28 protein-coding genes are annotated in these 25517 nt (G+C 51.0%); 19 read left to right on the plus strand and 9 right to left on the minus strand.

Annotated elements, in window-relative coordinates:
- The first annotated feature begins 154 nt into the window (after window positions 1–154).
- Genes B7992_RS13400 through B7992_RS13410 form a run of 3 tightly spaced genes read left to right on the plus strand, consistent with a single transcriptional unit; the run spans window position 155 to window position 3035 of the window.
- Window positions 155–1012, plus strand: a complete 858-nt coding sequence (locus tag B7992_RS13400; RefSeq protein WP_073157948.1) for a TIGR02147 family protein — start codon at window positions 155–157, stop codon at window positions 1010–1012.
- A gap of 35 nt (window positions 1013–1047) precedes the next feature.
- Window positions 1048–2298, plus strand: coding sequence for a carboxypeptidase-like regulatory domain-containing protein (locus B7992_RS13405; protein WP_139258236.1), 1251 nt, complete (start codon window positions 1048–1050; stop codon window positions 2296–2298).
- The gene (locus tag B7992_RS13410) at window positions 2298–3035 is read left to right on the plus strand and encodes a tRNA (guanosine(46)-N(7))-methyltransferase TrmB (protein WP_073157724.1); all 738 of its coding nucleotides are present in this window, start codon (window positions 2298–2300) and stop codon (window positions 3033–3035) included. The genes B7992_RS13405 and B7992_RS13410 overlap by 1 nt, the downstream gene beginning before the upstream one ends.
- Before the next feature lie 95 nt (window positions 3036–3130).
- Here the strand turns inward: B7992_RS13410 and B7992_RS13415 are convergent, their stop codons facing one another.
- Together B7992_RS13415 and B7992_RS13420 are read right to left on the minus strand one after the other, a co-directional pair.
- Window positions 3131–4357, minus strand: a complete 1227-nt coding sequence (locus tag B7992_RS13415; RefSeq protein WP_088666522.1) for a hypothetical protein — start codon at window positions 4355–4357, stop codon at window positions 3131–3133.
- A 50-nt stretch (window positions 4358–4407) separates the two neighbouring features.
- Window positions 4408–5463: a hypothetical protein gene (locus B7992_RS13420; RefSeq protein WP_088666523.1), complete on the minus strand. Its 1056-nt coding sequence runs from the start codon at window positions 5461–5463 to the stop codon at window positions 4408–4410.
- Window positions 5464–5591: 128 nt separating this feature from the next.
- Between B7992_RS13420 and hisE the strand changes: the two genes are divergently transcribed.
- The 11 genes from hisE (at window position 5592) to B7992_RS13475 (ending at window position 15996) form a co-directional block, all read left to right on the plus strand.
- Window positions 5592–5855: a phosphoribosyl-ATP diphosphatase gene (gene hisE / locus B7992_RS13425; RefSeq protein ID WP_170932302.1), complete on the plus strand. Its 264-nt coding sequence runs from the start codon at window positions 5592–5594 to the stop codon at window positions 5853–5855.
- Complete coding sequence (gene hisG / locus B7992_RS13430; protein WP_073238009.1) at window positions 5852–6691, plus strand: ATP phosphoribosyltransferase; 840 nt, start codon at window positions 5852–5854, stop codon at window positions 6689–6691. The genes hisE and hisG overlap by 4 nt, the downstream gene beginning before the upstream one ends.
- 169 nt (window positions 6692–6860) lie before the next feature.
- The gene (locus B7992_RS13435) at window positions 6861–7724 is read left to right on the plus strand and encodes an EAL and HDOD domain-containing protein (RefSeq protein ID WP_073157739.1); all 864 of its coding nucleotides are present in this window, start codon (window positions 6861–6863) and stop codon (window positions 7722–7724) included.
- Complete coding sequence (gene recR, locus B7992_RS13440; RefSeq protein WP_083538296.1) at window positions 7721–8317, plus strand: recombination mediator RecR; 597 nt, start codon at window positions 7721–7723, stop codon at window positions 8315–8317. Before B7992_RS13435 ends, recR begins: the two co-directional genes overlap by 4 nt.
- Complete coding sequence (gene yihA / locus B7992_RS13445) at window positions 8314–8952, plus strand: ribosome biogenesis GTP-binding protein YihA/YsxC (protein ID WP_073157742.1); 639 nt, start codon at window positions 8314–8316, stop codon at window positions 8950–8952. The genes recR and yihA overlap by 4 nt, the downstream gene beginning before the upstream one ends.
- A complete protein-coding gene (locus B7992_RS13450; RefSeq protein ID WP_073157744.1) occupies window positions 8952–9830 on the plus strand; it encodes an ABC transporter permease in 879 nt (292 codons plus the stop codon). Before yihA ends, B7992_RS13450 begins: the two co-directional genes overlap by 1 nt.
- Entirely contained in the window at window positions 9830–10645 is an 816-nt protein-coding gene (locus tag B7992_RS13455) for an ABC transporter ATP-binding protein (RefSeq protein WP_083538298.1), read from the plus strand. The genes B7992_RS13450 and B7992_RS13455 overlap by 1 nt, the downstream gene beginning before the upstream one ends.
- A 164-nt stretch (window positions 10646–10809) precedes the next feature.
- Entirely contained in the window at window positions 10810–11811 is a 1002-nt protein-coding gene (gene pyrC, locus B7992_RS13460; RefSeq protein WP_073157746.1) for a dihydroorotase, read from the plus strand.
- A 111-nt stretch (window positions 11812–11922) separates the two neighbouring features.
- Complete coding sequence (locus B7992_RS13465) at window positions 11923–12675, plus strand: 1-acyl-sn-glycerol-3-phosphate acyltransferase (protein WP_073238012.1); 753 nt, start codon at window positions 11923–11925, stop codon at window positions 12673–12675.
- Window positions 12676–12688: 13 nt separating this feature from the next.
- Window positions 12689–15061: a ribonuclease R family protein gene (locus B7992_RS13470; protein ID WP_083538299.1), complete on the plus strand. Its 2373-nt coding sequence runs from the start codon at window positions 12689–12691 to the stop codon at window positions 15059–15061.
- A 2-nt stretch (window positions 15062–15063) separates the two neighbouring features.
- Window positions 15064–15996, plus strand: coding sequence for a hypothetical protein (locus tag B7992_RS13475; RefSeq protein WP_073157752.1), 933 nt, complete (start codon window positions 15064–15066; stop codon window positions 15994–15996).
- Window positions 15997–16091: 95 nt separating this feature from the next.
- Here the strand turns inward: B7992_RS13475 and yidC are convergent, their stop codons facing one another.
- From yidC to B7992_RS13500, 5 genes are all read right to left on the minus strand, one after another.
- Window positions 16092–17930, minus strand: coding sequence for a membrane protein insertase YidC (gene yidC, locus B7992_RS13480; protein ID WP_088666524.1), 1839 nt, complete (start codon window positions 17928–17930; stop codon window positions 16092–16094).
- Window positions 17927–18142, minus strand: coding sequence for a membrane protein insertion efficiency factor YidD (gene yidD, locus B7992_RS13485; RefSeq protein WP_249269365.1), 216 nt, complete (start codon window positions 18140–18142; stop codon window positions 17927–17929). Before yidD ends, yidC begins: the two co-directional genes overlap by 4 nt.
- 25 nt (window positions 18143–18167) lie before the next feature.
- Window positions 18168–18533 carry a ribonuclease P protein component gene (locus tag B7992_RS13490; protein WP_249269363.1) on the minus strand — a complete coding sequence of 122 codons (366 nt, stop codon included), beginning with the start codon at window positions 18531–18533 and terminating at the stop codon, window positions 18168–18170.
- 15 nt (window positions 18534–18548) lie between these two features.
- Window positions 18549–18704: a 50S ribosomal protein L34 gene (rpmH, locus tag B7992_RS13495; RefSeq protein WP_073157761.1), complete on the minus strand. Its 156-nt coding sequence runs from the start codon at window positions 18702–18704 to the stop codon at window positions 18549–18551.
- 117 nt (window positions 18705–18821) lie between these two features.
- Window positions 18822–19904, minus strand: coding sequence for a GGDEF domain-containing protein (locus B7992_RS13500; protein WP_088666525.1), 1083 nt, complete (start codon window positions 19902–19904; stop codon window positions 18822–18824).
- Window positions 19905–20095: 191 nt separating this feature from the next.
- Between B7992_RS13500 and B7992_RS13505 the strand changes: the two genes are divergently transcribed.
- The 4 genes from B7992_RS13505 to B7992_RS13520 all read left to right on the plus strand — a co-directional run bounded on the left by B7992_RS13505 (window position 20096) and on the right by B7992_RS13520 (window position 22603).
- Entirely contained in the window at window positions 20096–20635 is a 540-nt protein-coding gene (locus B7992_RS13505) for a DivIVA domain-containing protein (protein ID WP_083538306.1), read from the plus strand.
- A gap of 15 nt (window positions 20636–20650) precedes the next feature.
- The gene (locus B7992_RS13510) at window positions 20651–20881 is read left to right on the plus strand and encodes a DUF167 domain-containing protein (RefSeq protein ID WP_073157767.1); all 231 of its coding nucleotides are present in this window, start codon (window positions 20651–20653) and stop codon (window positions 20879–20881) included.
- A gap of 135 nt (window positions 20882–21016) precedes the next feature.
- Complete coding sequence (locus B7992_RS13515; RefSeq protein ID WP_073157769.1) at window positions 21017–21790, plus strand: SDR family oxidoreductase; 774 nt, start codon at window positions 21017–21019, stop codon at window positions 21788–21790.
- A 189-nt stretch (window positions 21791–21979) separates the two neighbouring features.
- Window positions 21980–22603 carry a flavodoxin family protein gene (locus tag B7992_RS13520; protein ID WP_073238053.1) on the plus strand — a complete coding sequence of 208 codons (624 nt, stop codon included), beginning with the start codon at window positions 21980–21982 and terminating at the stop codon, window positions 22601–22603.
- Here the strand turns inward: B7992_RS13520 and B7992_RS13525 are convergent.
- A complete protein-coding gene (locus tag B7992_RS13525) occupies window positions 22584–22922 on the minus strand; it encodes a branched-chain amino acid transporter permease (RefSeq protein WP_073157775.1) in 339 nt (112 codons plus the stop codon). The genes B7992_RS13520 and B7992_RS13525 overlap by 20 nt on opposite strands.
- Entirely contained in the window at window positions 22919–23611 is a 693-nt protein-coding gene (locus B7992_RS13530) for an AzlC family ABC transporter permease (RefSeq protein ID WP_073157778.1), read from the minus strand. Before B7992_RS13530 ends, B7992_RS13525 begins: the two co-directional genes overlap by 4 nt.
- 51 nt (window positions 23612–23662) lie before the next feature.
- Between B7992_RS13530 and B7992_RS17000 the strand changes: the two genes are divergently transcribed.
- Window positions 23663–25270: a substrate-binding domain-containing protein gene (locus tag B7992_RS17000; RefSeq protein ID WP_088666526.1), complete on the plus strand. Its 1608-nt coding sequence runs from the start codon at window positions 23663–23665 to the stop codon at window positions 25268–25270.
- Window positions 25271–25517 lie beyond the last annotated feature (247 nt).

Here is a 25517-nt window from a genome sequence, read left to right on the forward strand (position 1 = left end):
TCATCTAGCAAGGCTGCCTAAATGCTTCCACACATGTTGATGATGCCTCAAAAAAAGGCACTTTTACACTTCGTTGTATTTTTTTCAACGGCATTTCTCAACACCCGGTTTCCAGAGTGGCATTATGTAACTACTTTTGTTTAGATTTATGAACATGCCCGAAGTATTAGAGTATCTAGAGTATCGTGAGTTTTTGAGAGATTGGTTTGTCGAAACGAAAAAAGACAATCCTTTCACCTCATACCGCTATCTTGGCCAGAAGACCGGTGTTGACCCGGCCTGGCTTGTTCGCGTGTTCCAGAAAGAGGGACACCTGAACGAAAGCACCTTGCCGGTGTTCATCCGCCTTTGCGGACTCGACGACCGCCGTGCGGAATATTTCAAGACACTTTACCGCTTTAACAAGACCAAGGCAAAGCAGGCTCTTTCCGAACTGTACTACCGCCTTATGGAATTGCGCTCCCTGGAAACCCGAGTGCTCTCTACACCGGAACTTTCCTACTTCGGCAGCTGGGCATGCGCAGCTCTACGCGCCCTTATCGGCATTACCAAGGACACCAGCGACATCAACAAGCTGGCATCCAACCTGAATCCCGCCATTTCCCAGGATGAAGCCCGCAACGCGTTGGGCGTCATGAAGCAGCTGGGCCTGGTGGTACCCGACGGCAACGGCGGATGGAACATTACCGACCAGATTATCAGTACCGGCGGCGAAGTCAAAAGCACCGCTGTCCGCGACTTCCATAGACATACCATGGAACTGGCCCTGGAATCTATCGACCGCCACAAGCCCGAAGACCGTGACATTTCCAGCGTGGTATTTACCGCAGACGAGTCCGATCTGCCGGAAATCCGCCACCGCATCGAGGAATTCCGCCGCGGACTTCTGCAGTTCGCCCGCAAGAGTGAACGCGCCGACCGAGTTTACGCACTGAATATCGCCATGTTCCCCCTCTCCAACAAAGTGGATGACCCTTGCACGGGTTCCGAGCCGCCAAAGAAGGAGGGATGATGGAACTATTCGGAAAAAATTTTTATTTTTTGGGTATGAGCAAGTCCTATAGAACATTGGCAGTTACAGCAGTCCTTGGCTTTGGCCTCGGTCTTTCTGCATGTTCTGACGACAAGGTTGCAGGCGGCGGCCCCTCTGGCACCGAAGCCGGAAACGCCATTACCGCACAGATTTTAACAGCCGACAAGACTCCTGCCGCAAGAGCCAAGGTTAAGCTTGTAGAAAGCGCAAGCCTCGAAGGTTCCAAGGATGCCTACACCGCCGAAACCGATAAGAACGGTCAGGTAGTTGTTGAAGGCGTTGCCAGCGGCAGCTACATTCTGGAAGCCTCCCTCGAGGGCAAGGCCATCCAGACAAAGGTCAAGGTTTCTGACGCCGGAGTAGATCTTGGAACAGTGAACCTGGCCGATATGGCAACCATCAACGGTTTCCTGGGTTACATCGATGAAGGAACCATCAAGGTTCGCGGCCTCGACCATTCCGCAAAAGTTGTCAACGGCGAATTCGTTCTGGATTCCCTGCCCGCCGGTCATTTCGACCTGGTGTACATTCCCAACGAAAAGGCAAAGGATACCACTAGCACATACCTGAAGATTGATGCAGGTAAGGAATCCTCCACTAGCACTTTTGCCAACGAACGCCAAGCCTTGCTTTTGGACGACTTCGAAGACGGCAACAACCAGCATCGTTTTGGTCCCAAGTATTTTGGTCCCAGTGATGGCGGCTGGTGGTTCCAGTCTCATCATTCCAATGTCATCATCGATGCAGGTACCGAGATTGTCGTTGCAAAAGGCGATACCAGCGAATACCTGAAGATGTACGACGACGGTGAACAGCGTCTGTTGCACGTCACCTTCAATTTCGACACCTTGCGCGACACGAACACCGACGACAAGGGCGCCCTGCTGGTCTACCCCTGGGCTAATGTGGGCGTCGGCATCGGCAGTAACGACAAGTCTATCTGTTACGACCTTTCTTCCGTCGATTCCATTAGCTTTAAGGTTAGAGGTACTGGCAGCTATTACTTCATCATCGAAGACGAAGCACACAAGAAGCCTACCGACGGAAACGGTTCCATCACCGTCGAAAACAAGTCCTACGGATTTAAGGAACTTTCTGACGAGTGGGAAACTGTTACCGTGGCGACCGCCGACATCGTCGACGAAACCAAGGGTAGCCTCAGCTGCGTCACCATCTTGACCTGGCAGTTCACTAATACGGTTGACTTCTGGATGGATGATGTCAAACTGATTGGTGGCGACAGACAGAGCATTTGGGAAAAGTAATGACAGACAACGCAGTTCATGCGGTAACATCTAATCAAGACGGTCTTTACAAAAATCTAGACGAAACGGTTCGCAAGTATATTGCGACCCGTTTTTTGCGTCCTATAGCCGACCATACCCGCGAGGCTTTTGGGGTCGCAAAGGACTACGTCAAATCTTTTTACGAGAAGAATGGGAACAAGGTCTCTGGCAACGCCGAAGGGTTCCGCATCGTTCTGGATTCGGGCTGTGGCGCAGGTGAAAGCACGCTACATCTGGCCCGACGTTTTCCAGGCATTCCTGTCATCGGAGTGGACAAGTCTGCAGTTCGCCTGAACAAGGCCGGTAACGAGCACCAGCAACAGGCCGCAGGCACAGACCAGCCCGCCAACGCTTTCTGGATCCGAGCCGAACTTCTGGATTTCTGGCGTCTAGCCCAGGAAGAAGTTCTTGCAGGCAACTGGATCATCGAACATCACGCCGTGTTCTACCCCAACCCCTGGCCCAAGGAAAGCGAAGCCGGCAGACGATTCCATCTGCACCCCATCTTTCCTACGCTGCTGTCCCTGAGTCCCGTTACGGAACTTCGTACCAACTGGGACATCTATGCACAGGAATTTGCAGAAGCAGCCCGCATCGTGAACACTTCAGCCACTGTCGTTTGCGAATCCTTCAATCCCGAAAATCCGGAAACGGCATTCGAGCGAAAATTCAAGGAAGCAGGCCAGCAACTCTGGCGAACTCTAGTCCGCAAATAGAATTCCCAAATTGAGTTCAAATAGAAAAGCGGGTTCACTCAAATGGTGAACCCGCTCTTTTTAAAAGTTAGCGGTACTAGACCTGCAGAACCCTATTATTTACGGTCCCTAGTCCAGGCCAGGAAACCCTTGGTTCCACGGGTAAACTTCACTTCGATTTCGGCACCTTCCCTAACAATGAATTCGGTAAGGCCATACTTGCCGCCATCGGTACGACCCCAGTCGTATGTATAGCCCAGACGTGTCCAGGGGAAACCGCCTTCGCGCCTATAGGCCTGAGAGCGAGTCTTGTCGAACCACTTCTTGAACCACATGGCGCTTTCGCTACGGTCTTCTTCGAAAGAGCTGGGGAACGCCACGTTCATCACGTCATTGGTGGGATCGGGAACAAATGCCGGACGGAACACATCCTTCACGGGGACCCAGAATACGGTAAAGTAAGTTCCGTCAAAGTCAGGAGCCTTGCCCAGGAGCTGCTTCAGGCGCAAAGTCCAGTTGTTCACGCCATCCTTATTTTCGTTGAACCACTTCATGAATTCCTTGTCGGTAAAGGCCCACACGAAGTCCTTCTTCAAGGTCATGATCTGACCATCCTTGAACTGGTCCGGATCATTGTGCCAGGTCACCAACATCACCTGAGTGTTGTCGCCGCTCAAGGTAGCGACGCTGGAATTCTGGTCCAGGTTCACCAGGGGCTGAATGTCATCGCTAGTCAACTTGGGAGCGCTCTTCAGTGCTGCTTCATATTGGGCATCAATCAAAGAATCGCGATTGACGAAGGAGACCACGTTACCCTTGGTATCGATAATATCGCAGTAAGGAACATTATCCGGATTCAGGGCCACCTTCTCCTTCTCAAACTGTTCCTGCAACAGGGCGTCATTGTGAGAGAACAGATTGTCATTTTCCAGGAAGGAAATCACAATCTTGCAGAAGCCGTCATCCGGAATCTTTACGGCAATAGGGAACGGACGCTTGCCATTATCGGCAGTATCCAGAACCAGCTTGTTATCGTTTTCACCGCAAGTATATTCGTAGGAATAAAGAGTTGCAACGCCGGGATTCATTTCGTTCACAAACAGGTTGTCCTGTTCGCTGCTCCAACCGGATTTTACCAGGATTCGCTTGTCGCCCAAAGTCATGTATTGGGGATTCACATCGCTGCAATAAAAAGCGGCCTGGCGAAACACGCCAATCACGCCGGACTTATTCTTGAAGGACTCCGGATCCTTGACCTTGAAACCGCCGGCACATGCCATCAGTGCGGCACCCGTCACGGCCACAGCGGACAAAGCACAAATACTCTTTGCAAACTTGTTCATTTTCTTCCACCTTAAAAAAATCGGTGGCAAATATAGAAATAACGGGATGTCTATTCAAATGCGGCAGCCTTGATTGGGGCGAAGAAGGCATCCAAATCCTTGGGCTCTTTCTTATACCAGGCGCCACCTCTATCAAAATCCTTGTCCCGCTGATGCTTGTCAATATTTCCGAAGCCTGAGCCAATAGTCCAAAGTTCTAGAACTTCGGCGGAATCTTTATACAAAGTAATAACCGTTTCGGCACGAGACACAGTAGAACCAGCAAAAGTTTCAAACGTGGGGTTCAGCAACATTTTTTTGAATTCCGCCAGCTGCACAGAATCAAGCACCACCTTCTTAGAAGCTACGCGAACCTCTTTCTTACAATCCTCATTGCAGTTAAAAATCACTTCGGCCCGGTTGCAGTCTCGTACAAGTTCACTAAGCGGTGTTCCAAGAGCCGTATCGGCCGGGAAAATCAGTTCGTTCAAAAGTTCCATCGTTACGGCAACCTGTTTTTTTACAGAATCGCCCAACTCAAACACGTTACCGTCTCTGTCTACTTCATACTGGATCTCAGAAGAATCAGCATCCCGTTTCCCATGTCTTTTCTTGAATTTGGGAACAGTCATTACTTCGGTCTTTTCAGATTTTTCAGTAACCATGTCAGATTCGATTTTGCAACCTCTAAAGGGAACGCCCACATCCTTCAGGAATTTATTAATCTTATGCAATCTGGGAGTACTCCAGTATCCCACCGAACCTTCTCGGTTAAACGCAGTGGTAAAACGGAATCTGTCCAGGGAATCCGCACCGCGATACAAAGTAATATAGGCACCCTCTTTACAGTCAGATTCGAGAGTATCCTGCGGATGTTCATAAAGAAGACCGACACGGAGTATCTGTACAAAGTTCTGGTACAACCGACCATCAATTATCTTGCTACGTTCAATTTTACCAAGGCCCGCCGCAGTCACTTCCATTCGGTCCGCTTTTTCAAGGGCTTCAGGGAAACTCAATTTTTGCGGGGCAATCCCCTTTTCACGAGAACTGATAAACTGGTAAAGTGACACTCCCAACACCAATACAAGAGCCACAGCAACAAGAACTTTCACGAAAGACTTCATATTTCCAAATATAAAATAGATGTTCCGCAAAATAGGACGTTAAACCTTATTGAACATTCAAAATGCATAAGTGGACTTTTTTGAATTTTCTATCTTGTACCTCGTAAAGAAATATCAAAAAGAGGTCAATCATGACGTTTGAAGAAATCTACGCGCTGGTTTGCGAGCGCAAGAGAACCATGCCCGAAGGCAAGAGCACCACTGAACTCTTTAAGAAGGGTGCTCACGGTATCGGCAAGAAGCTGGTGGAAGAAGCCGGCGAAAGCTGGATGGCCGCCCGTTACGAAACCCGCGACGACCAGTGCCTGGAACTTTCCCAGGTTCTGTACTATGTGGCCTGCATGATGGCAGAAAAAGGTCTCACCCTCGAAGAAGTGTACGCTAAACTATGATTAAGGTAGCTCTCCCGAACAAGGGCATGCTCTTTGAACCCACCCAGGAACTTCTGAAGGCCTGCGGTTACAAGGCATCCAAGCCCTACAAGACTTTGACCCAGATCGACACCAAGAACGGTATCGAATTTTTCTTCCTGCGCCCTAGCGACATCCCCATGTATGTGGGTCGCGGCATCATCGACGCAGGAATCACCGGCATCGACTTCAACGCCGAAGCCAAGAGCCCGGCTGTCAAGGTTCTGGACCTGCCCTTTGGCGCTTCCAAGATGTGCGCTGCAGTTCCTAACGAAAGCCCCATCCAGACTCTGGACGAACTGAAGGATTCCACCATCGCCACCTCCTTCCCCAACATTGTTGAAGGCTACTACAAGAAGCCCATGAACTTTGTGGTTCTGGAAGGCGCTGTGGAAATCTCCGTTAGCCTTGGCGTGGCCGACGCTATCGTAGACGTTGTGGAAACCGGTACCACCCTGAAGCAGGCAGGCCTTCGCATTATCGGTGAACCGCTGTTCCGCTCCAACGCAGCCCTCTACTGCAACCCCCAGAAGACCGACCTGGAAGAAGTGAACACCCTGATCCGCCGCATCCAGGGTAAGCTGGTCGCACAGTCCTACATGATGATCGAATACGACTGCCCCGCAGACGTTCTCGACAAGGCTGTAGCCCTGACCCCGGGTCTCGATGCTCCTACCGTTGCCAAGCTCCACGGTCGTGACTGGTACTCCGTAAAGGCCATGGTGCCCCAGGAAGATGCCAACGCCATCATGGACAAGCTCTGGGACGCAGGCGCACGCAGCATCCTGCTCTTCGGTATCAAGTCCGCCCGAATTTAACGCAACGAGGTCGCCTTACTCCGTAAGGCTTTGAGCAATGAGGTCGTGCCTCCGGCACTTTGAGTGAAAGCATGGCGCTTCGCGCTCTTTTTAGGGCGCCCTCGGCGCGATTGTTCAGCTCATACCTCAAAGCGAGCTTTGCGAGCGACCTCGCACCTCACGTCTCTCCATGGAATCACTCGCTTATTTAGCCCGTCAGCCGATCCTTGACCGCGATGGCAAGGTATGCGCCTATGAGTTGCTGTTCAGAGATTCTCCGAACAGCAGTACGGCTGTTATATCCAGCGACTTGCTGGCAACCGCACAGGTGTTGGAGAACGTACTGAACAACATCGGCATCCAGCGTCTGGTCGGCAGCAGCAAGGCTTTTGTCAACTGCAGCCGGAACATGCTGCTGGACAATTTATTCGGCCTGCTGAATCCTAAATATTTCGTTCTGGAAGTTCTCGAAAGTGTAGAAGTGGACGACCGCGTCATCGAAGCCATCGAGGAGTATAAGTCCATGGGTTTCGAAATCGCCCTGGACGACTTTATCTTCGAAGAGAACTTCATCAACCGCTTCGCCCCGCTGTTCCCCTACGTCAGCTACATCAAGATGGACGTTGTAGAAAACAGCCTAGACAGCATGAGCAAGGCCGCCGCCTTCTTCAAGGCAAGGAACATCAAGCTCCTGGCCGAAAAAGTCGAAGACGAAGAAACCTTCAAGCGTTGCGTAGAAGCCGGTTACGATTATTTTCAAGGGTTCTATTTCGCCCGACCCGAAATGGTCACCGGTCAAAAAATTGACGCCACATCTACAGCCATTTTGCAGTTGCTCCAGCTATTGCGGATCCGCCCCACTCTAGAAGAACTCTGCAGCAACTTGGACAAACATCCGGAAATTGCCGCAAACCTTCTAAAGTTCGTCAATTCCGACAGCCAGGCCCACGACCATATAGACAACATAAAAGATGCAGTCGTCTGGGTTGGTATGCGCCACATTCAGGAATGGTTGCTGCTCATGTTATACGCCAGACCGGAAAATAGCCTATGATGGTAGAACCACAAAGTCTTGAAGCTCTCATCGGGGAATTTTCAGGTCTCCCCGGCATCGGGCAAAAGACAGCCCGACGCCTGGCCTACCACATTCTCACCCGCAAGCAATCCGACGTGGAACGCTTCGCCGAGAACCTGGTGAACGCCATTACCAAAGTTCATCATTGCCCCAACTGCTACGCCTTTACCGACGAAGACCTCTGCCCCACCTGCAAGGCCAGGGCAGGAGCAAAGTCCATCTGCGTCGTAGAAAAAAGTTCAGACATCATCCCCTTTGAAAAGTCAGGCATTTTCCGCGGACTTTATTTTGTACTGGGGGGAGTCATTTCTCCGTTAGACGGTATCGGTCCCGAGGCACTCCACTTAAACCAACTGGTCAACCGCATCAAGACCGAAGGGATCGAAGAACTGGTCCTGGCATTGGGTTCCAGCCCCGAAGCTGACAGCACCGCCCTCATGATCGACCGCATGCTCAACGGAGTCAACGTTAAGCGTACCCGCCTGGCCCGCGGCATCCCCATGGGCAGCGATCTTGAATTTGTAGACGAAGTCACCATGTTAAGAGCCTTCGAAGGAAGAGTAAGCCTATGAGCGCACCCGTAAAGCACCAAGCCCCCGTTGAAGTGGGCGGCTTCACCGTCACCTCGGCAGTCTTTGTAACGGCAGCCGTAAACATGAAAGGGCTTCCCGAGGAACGCCTCCCTCAAATCGCATTTCTTGGACGATCCAATGTGGGAAAATCTTCCCTTATGAATGCACTTATGGGCAAGAACGGACTGGTCAAGGTCAGTTCTACCCCCGGAAAAACCCGCGAAATCAATTTCTTCAAAGTCAACAACAAGTTTTTTCTAGTAGATTTACCAGGTGTAGGCTACGCAAAGGTCAGTTCGTCCAAAAGCGAGCAGATGTCCACCGCCATTCGAGACTACATCGCAAAATGCAAGGACTTGAAGGGTCTGGTCTATCTGGTAGACATCCGCCACGGCGGACATGACGTAGACATCGACGCCGTGGAAAATATCCGCGCCGCAGGATGCCCCGTGCTGATCGTTGCCAGCAAGCGCGATAAGGTCAATCAGTCTGAACTTGCCAAGGGACTTCGTTCCATCAAGGAAAAGTTCGGTCTTGAATCTAACCCTCTTTGCGTGAGCTCCCTAAAAAAATTCGGTCTTGACCAGCTCTGGACTGAAATTCTTGAAGCAATGAACCAAGGCGAAAAGGTCTAGTGAGAACAAAGAGATCAAAAAACTGGCAGAAGCTCAGCCCCCCGGCAAAGATATTCCACTACCTGGGAATGTTCTTGCTGCATCGTACCTTTGGGCAGCAGTGCGCTCTTTTCTGGAACGCCATCACCAGTCTTTTCTCTCGCAACCGTAATTTCAAGACAGACACCAAGAATATCATCACCCAGACGTTCTTTACCGGCGTAGAAATTTTTCCGGTATTGTTCGTCGTGGCCACCTTGTTCGGTACAGTCGTCATCATCGAAGTAATCTCCCTCATGGGCAGGATGGGTTTCTCCGATGTGGTTGGAAGTCTGATTGTTATTGTAATCATCCGAGAATTAGGGCCCATTCTTACGGCATTCCTTATCGCTGGCCGAAGTGGATCCTCGCTGACCACATACATCGGAAGCATGGTCATTAATTCGGAAGTTGATGCGCTGGCCACCATGGGTGTGGACCCGATTCGATTCCTTGTTATGCCGGGCCTTTTTGGTGGATGCATCGCCCTGTTTTTCATGAACATCATCTTCAGTGCAAGCGCCATCTGTGCAGGGTTCCTCGTAACCAAGGCCATGATCGCCCTCACCGGAAATATCATCAACATCCAGCTGACCTGGGATTATCTGACCACTGAAATCCTGAGCGCACTGACCCTTACAGATTTCGTCTATATCATAATCAAGCCTCTCGTTTTCGGGGCAATCATTACAACCAACGCCTGTTACCAGGCACTGAATATTCCGCGAGACATCCGCCAGGTCCCCAAGGCCACCTCCCGATCCGTTATCAAGTCCTTCCTGTATATTGTGTGCGCAGACGTAGTGCTTTCTATATTCTATTTCGTCGACTACATGAACAACATCAACTCGATTATCTAATGATTGACGAAGCTTTAAGAATGGAAGATATTCACCTGTCCTACAACGATCTGGCAGGAACGATTTTCTCAAAGCCCCGAGCCTTGGGATTCTTCAAGAAAGTTGAAGACGACCCCCAGAAAGAGTTAGTGACCGGAGCGAATCTTACCGTGACCCGTGGCGACACTATTTGTATCGGTGGTGGATCCGGTCAGGGAAAAAGTGCCATTCTGCGAATCATTGCAGGGTTGGTGCGCCCCACCAAGGGGAACCTATATTATTTTGGTGAATACATCCCACCGGAACGTCTAACGGCACTGGAAGTGGCAAAACGTCAGGTAGGACTGGTTTTTCAGAATGGAGCCCTCATTTCCAATCTGAAGGTGCGAGATAACATCGCCCTCCCCCTGCGATACCACAAGATGGGCTCACCCGACGAAATCGACGAAAAGATCAACATGGCCATGGACTTGATGCGAGTCCGTGAAGAAGCAGACCTTTACCCGCACCAGCTTTCTATGGGTATGCAGAAGCGCGTGGCCATCGCAAGATCCTGGGCCATGGACCCGAAGCTCCTTTTGATGGATGAACCTACCGCAGGTCTGGACAACTACAATCGCCGAAACCTGTTGCCTCTGATCGACAACATGCGAATGCTGTTTAAGACAACAATCATCATCGTGACCCATGACTTGCTGATTTCTAAAGAATTGGATTGCAATATTTGCTTCTTGCACCGCAAAGTTCTTACGGAACCCAACTCCTTTGAATACTGGAGAACCTCCAACAGCGAAATCTCCAGGGAACTGTTCCGAGACCTAAGAACAAGCGGATAAGAGGCGCGAGGGCGGTCGCCTACGGCTCCTTTCATCGGTGAGTTTTGAGCCGAGAGCAATGAGCTAGATAATCGCGCCGAAGGCACCTAACTTTAGCACATAACTCATCACTCATCGCTCATAACTCTTCACTATTCACTCCCAACTATTCACTGTTCACTATTATGTTCCTTCCTTTACCCGATGACTTTCACGCCCATCTCCGTCAGGGCGAACTGATGCCCGGCTATGTCCGCGACCTTGTTGCACAATTCGGCCGTGCCATCATCATGCCCAACACCATGCCCCCCATGACATCTGCCGCATCCATCAAGGAATACAAGCAGCAGATTCTTGAAGCCGCCAAGAGTGTCCGCCCGGATTTCCAGCCCCTCATGACCTTCAAGCTGAATCCGAACTACACCGAACAGGATCTAAAGGACATGATGGCAGAAGGTGTCGTGGCAGGCAAGTACTATCCTGCAGGCGTCACCACCAACAGCGCCGACGGAATCAGTGATTTCGAAGCCGTATTCCCCGTAGTGGCCATGATGGAAAAACTGGGCCTTATTCTCTGCGTCCATGGTGAAGAACCGGGCGAATTCTGCCTGGATCGCGAACCCGCATTCATCAAGCGCGTGGAAACTCTGGCCGAAAAATTCCCCAAGCTGAAGATAGTCTTTGAACATCTTTCCAGTGCAAAGGCCGTAGAAGCCGTAAAGCGTCTGCCCGCCAATGTGGCAGCCACCTTTACCGTTCATCACCTGATGATGACTCTGGACGATGTGATTGGCGACGCCCTGCGTCCCCACCACTTCTGCAAACCTCTGCCCAAGCGCCCCGAAGACCGCGCCGCCATTCGCGAAGCCGCATTTAGCGGCAATCCCAAGTTCTTCCTGGGCACCGATTCCGCTCCCCATCAGCAGGGTAAGAAGGAATGCCCCTGCGGTGCCGCTGGCGTCTATAGCGCCCCCGTAGCCATCCCGCTTCTCGTACAGGAATTTGATCGGGCAGGTGCATTGGACAAGCTAGCCAATTTCATCGCGGGCTTCGGTGCAGACTTCTACGGACTTCCCCGAACCACCAGTCAAATCGAAGTGGTCAAGGAAAACTGGACTGTTCCCCAGGTCGTCAACGGAGTGGTTCCCCTGGCAGCCGGCCAAACCTTGGAATGGAAGTTGAAATAAGCTAAAAAACATCTAGTACGGGACCCTTGATGACGCAGGGGTCCCTTTTTTTATGTAGATTGTCTACAAGAGAACAAGGACCCATCGCATCACAACATTAAGGTTCCAATTATGGCTTTTGTATCTTTTATTAGAGCAATACTTTATTACCTGACCATCGCCGTTTCCCTTATCATCATCGGCGTCCCCTACATGCTTTTCCGTGGTGGACTTTTGGGTCAATGGCAAGAATGTACCCGTGTCTGTATCACCTATTTTAATGTACTGTTCAAGATTTTTAGAATCAAGCTGAACGTGATCGGCAAAGAAAATATCCCCGAAGGTACCAATTTCGTTATCGTGTCCAACCACCAGAGTTTCCTGGACATCAACGTTATCTGGCCGGGCATCATCATTAGCTCCTTTATCGCCAAGGGCGAACTTTGGAACATCCCCATTTTCGGATGGGTCCTCAACCACGTAGGTTGTATCCCAGTAAACCACAAGGATCCCAAGAAAAATGCCGGCATGGGCAAGCTGGTCAGTGACCGACTTTCCAAGGGCTACACCATCAGCGTGTTCCCCGAAGGACACCGTAGTGCCGATGGCCGAATGCTGAAGTTCCAAAATGGAATATTTCGCATGGCGAAAGAAGAACATTTTACAATTTTGCCAATTACATTAATTGGAACCGGCGAACGTCTGTCCAAGACGAAGTTTTCGCTCGTTCCCGGTGAAGTCAAGATTGTCGTCCATCCGGTTTACAAATACGAAGATTACGCCGATAAACCTATGGCAGACTTCCGCGACGAAGTACACGATTTGATTGAATCCGCATTGCCCTATAAGCAGGCGGAAATGGCAGCGGCCCAGGCCGAAGCATAAAAGGAGGCTTAACATGGCACAGCAATTACCGACAGTCGAGCAGATTGTCGCCGTTCTCCGAGAAGAACCCATGGTTGGGAGCAGACTCCGCGCCTCCCTCGGCCTTCCCAAGAAACAGAAAATGGAATTCAAGCAGCTTCTGGCCGATTTGGTCAGCCAGGGCGTCTTGAAGCGTACCAATCACAAGGAATACCAGATTGGTGACGGCGAACCTTTGGAAGAAAAGCGTGAAAAACGCCTGAAAAAGCTGGCAGAAGCAAGCGATGGCGACAACCGCCGTCCGGGAGCCCGTAGCCGCCGCCAGACCACCGACGATAAGAGCACCCGCGTCCGCCGAGGCGTACTGCACCAGACTGGCGAAGAATCCTGGATCGTCACCGAACTGGATTCAGAACAGCAGTTCGAAATGTGCCACCGCCGTCAGGCTCCGGGTAAGGAAGGGGAAGTCATCAGCTTTACCCTGTACCCCCACCCCCGTCTGAAGCACAGCTATTTAGCCAAGGTGGACCATTCCGCCGAAATCTTGAACGTTTCCTGGTCCGAGATTACCCAGAAGTTCATGGAAGAGTCTAACCTTCCCAAGGGCTTCAGCAAGGAAATCCAGGATTACATCAAGACCATCAAGGCTCCTACCGCAAAAGATTTCAAGGGTCGCGTGGATTACCGCAAGACCACCATCCTCTGCATCGACCCCGAAGGCGCCATGGACCATGACGACGCCATTTCTATCGAACGTACAGAAGATGGCGGCTACAAGCTGGGAGTCCATATCGCTGACGTAAGCTACTATGTTCCCGAGGGCAGCGCCCTGGACCAGGAAGCCATGGAACGCAGCTACACCCAGTACCTGCCCTGGACCGCAGTCCCCATGATTCCCGACGAACTTTCCAGCGACATCTGCTCCCTCCACGAAGATGTGGACCGTTGCGCCCACACCTGCATGATCATGCTGGACAAGAACGCCAATGTTCTCAGCTGGGATTTCCACCGCAGTATCGTCCGCATTACCCGCTCCCTCACCTACCAGCAAGCAAAGAAGCTGTGGGAAGAAGGTGACAAGGATATGCAGGACCTGGCCGAAGTTACCGCCAAGCTGAAAGCCAACCGTACCAAGGAAGGCCTGCTGGAATTCAAGAGTACCGAACTGGGCTGCCACTTCAACGAAGCCGGCGAACCCACTGACATTTACCCCCGCACCACAGACATCTCCAACTCCTGGGTTGAAGAATGTATGTTGATTGCCAACAACTGCTGCGCCAAGGAACTGAAGAAGCGCGGTCTGCAGGGCATCTACCGTATTCACGAAGCCCCCGACACCAAGGACATCATGGAACTGTACTATATGTACCCCAACCTGTTCCAGGGCGCTCCGGTGATGCTTCGCGATCTGGGCAAACCCCGCAGCGGCGACACCAACCTGAATCCCACCGCGTTCAAGCTCTATGAACACCTGGTGCAGAAGGCTGGTGACGACGAGACCTTGATGAACCGTATTCTGCGTAGTATGCAGAAGGCTCATTACGACAGCAACAGTTTCGGCCACTTCGCCCTGAATTGGCAGGACTACTCTCACTTTACCTCCCCCATCCGCCGTTACGCCGACCTCTGGTGCCATCGCGAACTGGCTCGCAAGGGCAAGGAAATTTCCGCAGAGCGCAAGGAAAGCGTCATTGACGTATGCGACTTGATTTCCGCCAACGAAATCAAGAACATGAAGGTGGAACGCCAGGCCATCAAGGTCTGCTCTACCTGGCTCCTGAAGGACCGCATCGGCGACAACTTCGAGGCCACCGTCAACGGCATCGAGGAATGGGGCATCTACCTTTCCATTAACGATCCCATCGCCGAAGGTCTGTGCCGCTACCGCGACATCGCCGGCGATGACTTCTACGTATACAATCCGGATCAGGGTCTTGCCTTCGGCAAGCGCAGTGGCCGCACCTTCCGCCGTGGCGACAAGGTGATGGCTCAGTTGCTCCGCGTGGACCCGCTACGCGGCCAGGTGGACTTCTCCATTATCGAGAAACTCTCTCCCGAGCCCAAGAAGCAGCGCCGCACCCGCCGCGACGTGGAAGAAGACGCTCGCAACTACAACGAACGCATGGACCGAGCCGAAGCCGCAGAAGCCATGGGCTACCTGAGTCAGCCCGACGATGACGATCGCGATGACGGCATGCCGGCATTCCTTTCCGCAGGCATGCGCGGACGAGGACGTCGTGGCCGCCGTGGTTCCGACATGGACGCACCCAGCTTCGAACGCACCGGACGTGCCGCCCGAGGCAGAGCCGACCGCGGACACAGTTCAGCCGCCAAGGAAACTCGCGCTACCCCCAGAAGCCGCAGCGAAAAGCCCCGTAAAGGCAAGGTCCGCACCCGCCGCAGGTAATCATGCCTACAAGTTCCAAGCTAGTCCTATACGCTTCGTACCAAGTCGGGGAAGACCTCCCCGGCTACGTCCGCTTTGCGTTAAAGCACTTGGCAGAAACCGACTTTACCGTGGTCCTTCTGACAAATAACCGTCCGCTTTCTGCAGAAACAAACACGTTCCTCGAAGAAAACGGGATCAGGCTTTACCTTACAGAAAACCACGGCTTCGACTTCGGCATGTGGCACCGTTTTCTCAAGGATCTGGCACAAGGCAAAGGCAAGTTTGCCCCATTGACCAGTATCGAACGAATCCTGCTGGTAAACGATTCTATCGTCTACTACCAGAACCGTTTCGCCGATTTTATCAAGCGGGCCGAAACCAGCACTGCCGACGCGGTTTCTCTTACCATGAACAACGAAGTCACTCCCCACCTGCAGTCTTTCTTCCTTTATCTAAAACAGGAAGCACTTGGGGCCTTCTATATGCACCTCATGGAAACTCCCGAACAGGAAACTTTCTACGATGTGGTCCATCGTCTTGAAATCGGGCTTTCCAGCGCATTCCTAGAAGCTGAAGTTCAGACGGAAAGTCTTTTCTACACAGAACGACCTGTCATGTTCGCCTATCCGGAACTGATCGCACAAGGTTGCGGTTTTGTAAAGCGCAAACTCCTGCAGCACCGATTCGACGCCAAGGAAAGAATGCACTTTATCCGAAACAAGGCCTACGACGCCCTCTCGGCAGACTACGCAGCCCTTATCAAGGAAGCAGGTCTCGCAAACGATTTCAAGGAAGAATGGCTCCCCAAGCCCGCAGGGAACATCATCACCCAGACCCGAGACACCCTGCTGGAAAAGGGATTCCATAAAATCGGCTGGCCCATTTTGCGGAAGGCAATCAAGATGAAATACAAGATTCTCGGCCGCAAATTAGACGGCGCAGAATACGAGTAGTCAAACGGAAAAATTCATACTATAAAAAAACTCCCGAGTTCAAGACCTCGGGAGTTTTTCAATTCTATAAGACTACAGTCTAGAAAGCCAGCAGACTACTTGACGATTTCAGCGTCCTGGACCTTCTTGCCCTTAATAGTCTTGGAATCGGAGCCGTTCTGATCGCGCTTGATGATCTTGTACTGGACAATGGACCAGATGTTAGAAACAATCCAGTAGAGCACAAGGCCAGAAGGCATCACGGCACTGAACAGGAACATCATGGCGGGCATCATCCAAGCCATCATCTTAGCCTGGGCAGGATCCATCGCGGAGTTGCTACCCATGGTCACCTTGGTCTGGAAATAGGTGGTAACCACCATGATCCAGGGGAGAACAGCGAGACCGGCAGGCATGAGGAACGGAATGCTGAAGCCATCGAAAATAACATCGCTACGGCTCAAGTCGGTAATCCAGAGGAATGCCGGCATACCGCGGAGTTCCACAGCACGGCCAAGCACGAAGAACAAGCCCATGAACACCGGCATCTGGAACAGCATGGGGAGGCAGCCACCAGTGCAGCTAGCCAGCGGGTTCACGCCATTCTTCTGGTAAAGTTCCATAATAGCGGCCTGCTTCTTCTGAGGATCGCTACGGTACTTCACGTTGATTTCATCCAGCTGGGGTTTCAGCTTGCTCATGGCGCTGGTAGACTTCATCTGCTTGACAGTAAACGGAGTGGTAATACCGCGGACAATGAAGGTCACCAGAATGATGGCGATACCGTAGTTGGGCAACATGCTGTAGAACAGGTTCAGGAGCTTCAGCAACATCTTGCAGATCCATACGAACCAAACGTTTGCTCCGCACCAGGTCCAGCCACTGACGATGATCTTTTCGTAGTCCTGGTTCAGGGATTCAATTTCGTTCCACTGCAGCGGGAGAACCATGAAGTTGTAAGCCAGTTCGTCGCCATGGAATTCATCAGAAACAGTCAGCTTGTAGGTACCGGGATCCTTGTCGTTTTCCATCACCTTCATGGGCTTTGCCTTGAGGGTCGCAGGAACCGGAGTGTCAAACTGCATGGTCATGGCGACATACTTGCGACGAAGGCCAGCCCAGGAAAGACGGCCATCGTTGAAGGAAGTTTCTTCGCGGACCATTTCGCGTTCCACATTGCTGGTATTATTGTAGACGACTTCGCTGAAGAAGTAGGAGGCGCCACCGAAGCTCTTACCCTGAGGAATGTCTTCGGTTTCCTTCATGCCGCCCTTCCAGGATAGTTCATAACCGTTAGCGCGGAAACCCACCACCTTGTTGGACTGGCGAACAGCAGCACCATCCTTGGTAAAGCCATAGCTACGGATAACCTGGTTACCATTGGCGTCCTTGAAAACAAACTGCACTGTAGTATCGGAAGCCACATCAATCTTAGCGGGAACTTCACCAGCATCAAACAGCACTTCGCTCAGGTCAGCACCGTCAATCTTCAGGTCCAGGGCACCGAGGGTGGTATCCTGAATCAGTTCGGGGAACTTGCCTGCGGAATCCGGCAGGGCCTTCACGATCACACTCTGGATCTTTGCACCCTTGTTGGTGAGGGTCATGATGAACTTTTCGGTTTCCACCACGACGGAACGGGCTTCAATCACCTTGGCAGGTGCAGCGGAAGAATCAACAGCTGCAGAATCCTTGGCAGAAGAATCCGCTGCGGCAACCGCAGGAGCACCACCCAGAACCGGAGCGGGCTTCAGTTCCATATTTCCCGTTACCGGGAGAACCAGGCTACCATTAGAGGCAGACTGTTCGGCCTGGAGGGCAGCAACAGAATCTGCAGCAGCCTTCTGGGCGGCCCTGGCAGCCATGGCGGCCTCGTTATTAGCGGCATTGGTACTGAACCACCAGATCATGATGGCTACAATAAGAATAGTTCCGACTAGGGTATTCTTGTTCATCTTCTTTCCTTTTTAGGGGGTACGGGATCGTAGCCGCCCTTGCAAAATGGATTGCACCTTAAAATTCTAAAAACCGCAAGATAGAAACCTTTGAAGACTCCGTGGACGCGGATAGCCTCAATTGCATACTGAGAACAGGTCGGCTGAAACCTGCAGACGCCACTAAAGAAAAAAGGATGGATAATTTGGTACAGACGTATGGGAGCAATCATCACGCTCCGGGCAACATCCCGTATCTTATCCATTCTTGACGTCGGAGTCTGCATGGCTCCATTCCATCTTTTTGAAGATTTTCTCGGCGGTTTCGCGGAAACGTTCCGAAGTAACTTCTTCGGCCTTATCGTTTACGATGATCATAGCCCAAACAGGCTTGGCGATCTGGGGAACCATCCCATAGAACAACGGGCGCAGAAGTCTGCGGCACCTATTGCGATAAACGGCATTACCGTTTTTCTTTTTTGCCAAAAAGCAGAAACGACAAAAACCGTCCGGACTATCAATCCACCTCATCGAGAACGATGAACCGCGGACATACTTCCCTTGGACGGCTACTTGCCGGTAAGCGGGCTGGTTGGGCAGCCTATAAGAACGTAGACTGGCCACGAGCCAATTCCCAAATTACTTCTTGTAGATAGTGTCGCTGATGGTCAGACGCTTGCGGCCCTTGGCGCGGCGACGGCTCAAAACAGCACGACCCCAACGGTCTTCCATACGGGTCATGAAACCATGCTTGTTGACACGCTTACGATTGTGAGGCTGGAAAGTTCTTTTCATTGTAGTAACCTTTATTAAAAGTCAAATTTTTGAAATGCAAATTTAGTAAAGTTCAAGGATAAATCAAGGGGGGTAGTCTAAGAAATCGGGGTTATCAACACCTTTTCCACGAATTTCTTAATCAGCCCCATTGCGAATTTGATTTTTTCCATGGGTTTTCGCAAACACCAGAAGTTCATCCACGTGGCTCAAAACCTGCCGAATATCAGAGAAAGACCGCCCAGAACAAGGCACAAAACCACCGCTTATAGTCACGGAAACGTCTGGAAAATCTTCAAACTGGAGCTGGCGAACTTCCTTGCGGATAGCTTCCGCCCTGGCAAAAGCCTCGCCTTCGGACGAAGCGTTCATGGCATACACAAAATTAACGCCGCCGTAACGGGCAACACACTCCCCGCAACCTTCGTCCTGATGATTTGCCAGAATTCGAGCCACGGCATTGATAATCTGATCCCCGAACGGATGTCCAAGACGGTCGTTTATCCGCTTAAAGTCATCCAGGTCCAGCATCAGCAGGTAAAATTCATTTCGACGGCGCCAGACCACATCCTGCAAGTGGGAAATCAAGTGCCTGCGGTTATAAATCTCGGTTAGCGGGTCTCGCTGCGATAAATAATCCAATTTATACAGCAAAACTTCACACTTCTTGCGTTCTTCGGCATAAGCCCTCAAAGAGAACGCCCCCACAGCAAAAAGGGTCAACGAAGTGAAGAGGCTCGTTACCAGAATATCCAGGTAGGCGCCATCCCGATCCAATTCCGCCACCACCAGGTTCGGGTAGACCCAGGACGCCAAAAACACAATGGCGTTCACCAGGACCGACACAGAAAAAGCCACGATCTTGGCCGTCCCCCGCGCCGCATAGGCGATCAAGGCAATGGCCGTCACATAGTAAAGAGGCATTCCGCTGGTAATACCGCCGCAGAACAAGAACAGCAACGGCATCAAAAAGCAGGTGAGCAGGCAGCACATCACCAGATAACACTGGTTATACAGGGAAGTTTTTACTGCAACGGCAGCCACCATCAAGCAGACAAGTACACAGCCGAAGCCACAGGCCGCAGCTATGGCGCTCATCCCTTCAGCTACCGTAAAGACAGCCGAACCCGTAGAAGCCAGGGTCACCACAACAAGAATCGACCAGAAAAGTTTCCTTTCCAGGGTGTTCTGCTGTTTCCAGAAATTCTTTATTATTCTCATCAATCCTATCCTGCACCAAAATATAAAACGAATTCTGCAGAAAACAAAAAAAGTCTACATTTTTAATTGAATTTTTTTCAATTTTCGGCACCTCTAACCCACTTTATAAAGTTAGACGGACTAAATTGGGAATTCTTATTATTATATTTCTACACGTCTTAAAAAGGACTTCCAACTTTACAAGGTTAATTATGGAACTGACACCTCTAGATATCCGAAATCAGACTTTCCACAAGAAGAGCTTTGGCGGCATCGACCCCGAAGAAGTCAAGGCATTCCTGGAAACGGCAGCCAACGCCTTTGAACAGATGTCCAGGGAGCGAACCGACCTGACTGAACGTCTGAAGGTGGCCGAAGAGCGCGTCAACTATTACCGCCAGATTGAAAAGACAATCCAGGACGCCGTAGTGACCATGCAGAAGACTGTAGACGAAGTAAAGTCTACCGCCGAAAAGGAAGCCGAAATTATTATCGCCGAAGCCAAGGCCCGCGCCGTCCGCGAAGTGGAAAGTACCAAGCGTGAAGCCGAAGACCTCCGCGCCGAAATCGAACAGCTGAAACAGCTGCGCACCAACTACTTCATCCGCTGCCGCGCCCTGATCAAGGGCCAGCAGGACCTGCTGACCGCCATGGAAAACGACCAGCGCGAAATGGAAGCCCTGGAACGGGAACCCAAGCGCGTGGCTCCTGCCAAGGTCAATGTTCCCACCATGGGAAACGTCCTGGCCTAAGCCCGCAGGAACCCCATGAGAATCAATATCAAGGTTCACGCCCGCAGCAAGCGGGAATCGGTAACGCCCCAGCCCGACGGCAGCTTTAAGGTGGAAGTCAAGGCCCCGCCGGTAGAGGGTGCCGCCAACGAAGCCATCTGCGAGCTGCTGGCAGACCATTTTAAGGTTCACAAGCGGGATGTTCGGGTGGTTTTAGGCTCAACGAACAACAAGAAAGTCGTCGAGATCGACGGAATAGACCCGTAATCGGGTCTTTTTTTGTGATTTTCAACGAATTTCCGTAATTTTTTTGAAAAATTGCTCCAATTTGTAGCACTTTAAAGGTTTTAAAGTGTATTTTACTTTCGCATTTTAAAAAAAATCATCACACAAGGAATAAAGATGAAGAATTATTTTGATTTGACCGGTCAGGTCGCAGTTGTTACTGGTTGTTCCACTGGTCTTGGCGTTCAGATGGCCAAGGCACTTGCAAATCAGGGCGCAAAGATTGTTGCAATCGCCCGCCGCAAGGAAATGATCGAAGCTGTCGCCAAGGAAATTTCTGAAACCTACGGCGTCGAAGCTATCGCAGTCCAGTGCGACATTACCGACACCGCCAAGGTCGAAGCTGCCGTTGACGAAATCCTCGCAAAGCTTGGCCGCATCGACATCCTGATCAACAACGCCGGTACCGGCGCTGTCGCTCCGGCAGAAGACATTACCGACGACCAGCTGAACCACGAAATGAACGTGGACCTGGGCGGCACCTTCAAGATGGCTCGCGCCGTCGCCAAGAAGGCAATGCTCCCGGCAAAGTATGGCCGTATCATCAACATCGCCTCTATGTACGGCCTTGTTGGTAACAAGATCTGCGGTTCTGCACCGTACCACGCCGCAAAGGGCGCAGTTGTTAACCTGACCCGCGCCCTGGCCGCTGAATGGTCCAGCAAGGGCATCAACGTTAACGCCATCTGCCCGGGTTACTTCTACACCCCGCTCACCAAGGAAACCCTGGATTCCGACTTCTTCCAGGCAAATGCCAAGACTATGATCCCGGCAGAACGCTATGGTAATGAAGGCGAACTGGACACCGCCGCTATCTTCCTCGCTAGCAAGGCTTCCAGCTACGTTACCGGCATCATGGTTCCGGTTGACGGTGGCTACACCTGCATGTAGTAGGTGAAAGCGGATAGAGTAAAGCGGAAAGAAATTCAGAAAAAATCCGCTTTCCTTTAACCTTTAAACTTTAAACTTTAAGCTTTAAGCTTTAAGCTAAAAACGCTCGCGGAAACGCGGGCGTTTTTTACGTCCAACAATAAGAAAAAAATGATTTTTGTCCCGCGCTTTTGGTATTAGATTAGGGACATGGCGAAATGGATTGTTGTTTATTCCAGCGTTACGGGGAACACCCGCAAACTGGCTGAAGTGGCCGCCCGTGAAATGGGTGCCGATTTATTGAACGTTCAGGAAATTATTGGATCCGCAGATATTCGCGAAGAAGACGATGAGGAATCTGTCTCCATCGACGTCTGCAGAAACAGTCTCGCCATTTCATCGGAAACTCTCGACAGAAAGCTGGAAGAAAAACTTTCCGGCTACGATGGAGTCATGGTAGGTTACTGGCTCCGCAAGGGCGCTCCCGACCGTAAGTCCTCCATTTTACTTTCTAGAATTTCCGGCAAGAAGGTCGCCCTGTTCCAGACCCACGGTGCCTACGACGGAACGGAACACACCATCACGGCCTTTGCCCGGGCAGGTTCCATGATGGGACCAGGCAACAGGATCCTCGGGACCTTCAGCTGCCAGGGAGCCGTCAACCCGGCACTAATCAAGCGACGCCTCGAAGGAAGCGTTCCCGGCCACAGGGGCGAAGACCTTGAAGCCTGCAAGAAACGCTGGGCCGATGCAGCAACACGACCTAACGAAAACGACCTGCAGCGTATGGCCGATTTCGCAAAGAAGATGAAGGCTACTGCAGAACGCGAATAAGAATCATGTAGATCGCGGTTCCTACAGCCATGGAGAGGAACAGCTGACGACGCCACACATGAACTGCCGCGGTAGTCAAAATGCCCACTACCTCGGGAATGCCGTGCACCCCCTGAAGCCACTGAACATCCTTAAGGCAGTACACCACCAGCATTCCAAAAACAGCTAGCGGTAAAGCCTTGCCCAGGTACTGAATATACTTGGGCGTTTCTTTTTTCCGGGACTTCCCTTCCGAAAAGATGATGAAAGGCAAGGCTCGCGTCAACACCGTCATCAAGGCCAGAATGGCAATGGTCAATATTTGTTGTTGGGATGTCAAAGGTTTACCTCTAACTTTTTACGGAAAGTGGTCAACAGCAAAAGAATACCAATCATGGCAGGAATCACAAAGTACTGACTTCCAAAAATGAACAGCGCCGCCGCCGTGCAACCGATTCCAATCCACGCCGGTCGATGCTCCTTTTCTTTCAGGAACTGATCCATGAAGATGGCCACAAACATGGCGGTCACCACAAATTCCAGACCGTGAATATCCACCTTCAGAAGGGAACCGAACATGTAGCCCATAAAGCCGCCGGATATCCAGTAAAGGTAATCCAGGAGGCTCACCAACAGCATTTCCGTAGGCGTTGATTCCTTGGCGTTATAGTTGATGGCGAAGGTTTCATCCGTAAGCCAGAAAATCAGGAAGGGCTTTCGCCACCCCATACCGCGATAACGGTCCAGCATGGAAATTCCGTAAAACAGATGACGGGCGCCCACCACCAGAGCCATACTTGCAGCGGCCAGCGGATTGAAATTCGCCGCAAGCATTCCCAGGCCAAGAAACTCCGCAGACCCGCTAAAAATGAACAGCGCCATGCTCAGCGGGTAAAGATAGCTGAAGCCCATGGACTCCGCCAACACCCCATAAGTAATGCCCAGAAACCAGTACCCTGTAAGTACTGGCAAAGAACGCTTGAAGGCGATCTTCAGAGAATTCTTGAATGAGGATTGAGTCGGCTGCATTGTAGTGGGAATATAGAAAACAGAACCGAAAATTTATTGTATATTGGAAACATGATGAAAATGTTTGGGGCGTTATTTGTTACGTTTGTGTGCGCGACCCTTATGGGCTGTGGCAGTCACGAACACAAGTATGTGATTGGAATTTCTCAGTGTTCGCTAACGGATTGGCGTTACCAGCTAAAAGATGAGCTGGTGCTGGCATCCTATTTTAATGAGGATGTGGAAATCCGTATGGCCTTTGCCGACGACGATGATGTGCAGCAGAGCCGTCAGATTGATTCTCTTCTGAATACAGGACTAGACCTTCTGATTGTATCTCCAAATCAGGTGAAGGGCCTTTCTGGAAGTATGAAGCGGGCCCAGGACATGAAGGTGCCTGTGATCCTTTATGATCGCAAGATGAACGACGTGGAATTTGCGGCGTTCATGGGAGCAGACAATTACGCCATCGGAAATATGATGGGAGAATTTGCGGCAGCCCAGCTGAAAGGCAAGGGAAACATTGCCGAAATCGGTGGCCTCAAGGGTTCTTCTCCGGCTAAGGAACGTCATCAGGGTTTCGCGGATGCCATCAAAAAATATCCGGATCTGAAAATTGTGGGTTACGCCGAGGGCGACTGGAAGGAAGAATCCGGTGCCAAGGCCATGGAGGAAATCCTCAAGTATTATGATGGCCCCATCGACCTGGTTTTTGGAGATAACGACCGCATGGCCCTGGGGGCTCGCAAGGTGCTTTCGTCCCGCGGGCAGTTGGATGGTCAGAAAAATGAAGTTCTGTATTTGGGTGTGGACGCCCTGCCTATTCCCGATGGCGGTATGGAAAATGTCCGTGACGGTCTGCTGACTGCTTCTGGCATTTACCCCATCTGTGGCGATGAGCTGATTGACCTTGCCCTGAAGATTCTTCGTGGGGAGCCTTACGAAAAGAACAATTTACTAGAAACCAGCATTGTTACCAAGGAAAATGCCAATGTTTTGCTGCTTCAGTACCGCGAAGTCCAAAAAAGGGCGGGCTATATCGCCAAGATGCACAATCTGGTTGGTAAAATCAAGGATGAATCGGAAACTCGAGCCACGCTTAGCATTGCCATGTGCCTTTTCACTGGCGTAGTTTTCGTTTTCTTGATTCTGATTATTCATGCAAATCGTGTAAAAGACTGCCTGAATGAGGAACTTCGCCGGAAAAATGACGAACTGATCCGCAAAAATGAGGAGCTTGATGCTGAAAAGGCCCGTGTGGAACAGCAAAGGGACCAACTTGAGGAACAAAGAGACCAACTTTTGGACGCAACGACCCAGACTTTAGCTGAAAACCAGCCGGCTGAACCGGAAAAGTCCGCAGAAATCCCTCAAAAGAACGAATTTATGGAGAAATTCCTGTCCTGTGTGGATAAAAAGCTGGACAGTCCCACTCTTTCCGTAGAAGATATTAGCCAGGAAATGTGCGTTTCTCGCGTGCAGCTGTACCGCAAGGTGAAAAGTCTAGCCCAGAAGTCCCCTGTGGAGATTATCCGCGAGCGTCGTCTGCAACGGGCCAGCGAGCTTTTGCAGGATCCGAGCCTTAGTATTTCCGAGGTGGCTTACCGCGTCGGGTTCTCCGCTCCCTCCTATTTTACCAAGTGCTACAAGGAATTTTTCGGTAAAAATCCCCGTTCCTAGTACGTCCCTTGTGTAACGTTCAAAAATAAAATTGGCTATGTTCTTTCAAAGTGTAGATGTAATATAACTATCTAAAAACTTTATCTTAGATACTTGGTCTAACCTAATTTTTGTTGGGTTAGACCATTTTTTAGTATTTTTTCAGTAAATTCAACATAAAATGGCAGTCCTACTAATTAGTAGAACATAGCCATTTTATTTGGAGCTATTCTCATGAACGAAAAAAAAGAAAATAAAGCGGCCAACT

The sequence above is a fragment of the Fibrobacter sp. UWH1 genome (assembly GCF_002210365.1).
Taxonomy (GTDB): domain Bacteria; phylum Fibrobacterota; class Fibrobacteria; order Fibrobacterales; family Fibrobacteraceae; genus Fibrobacter.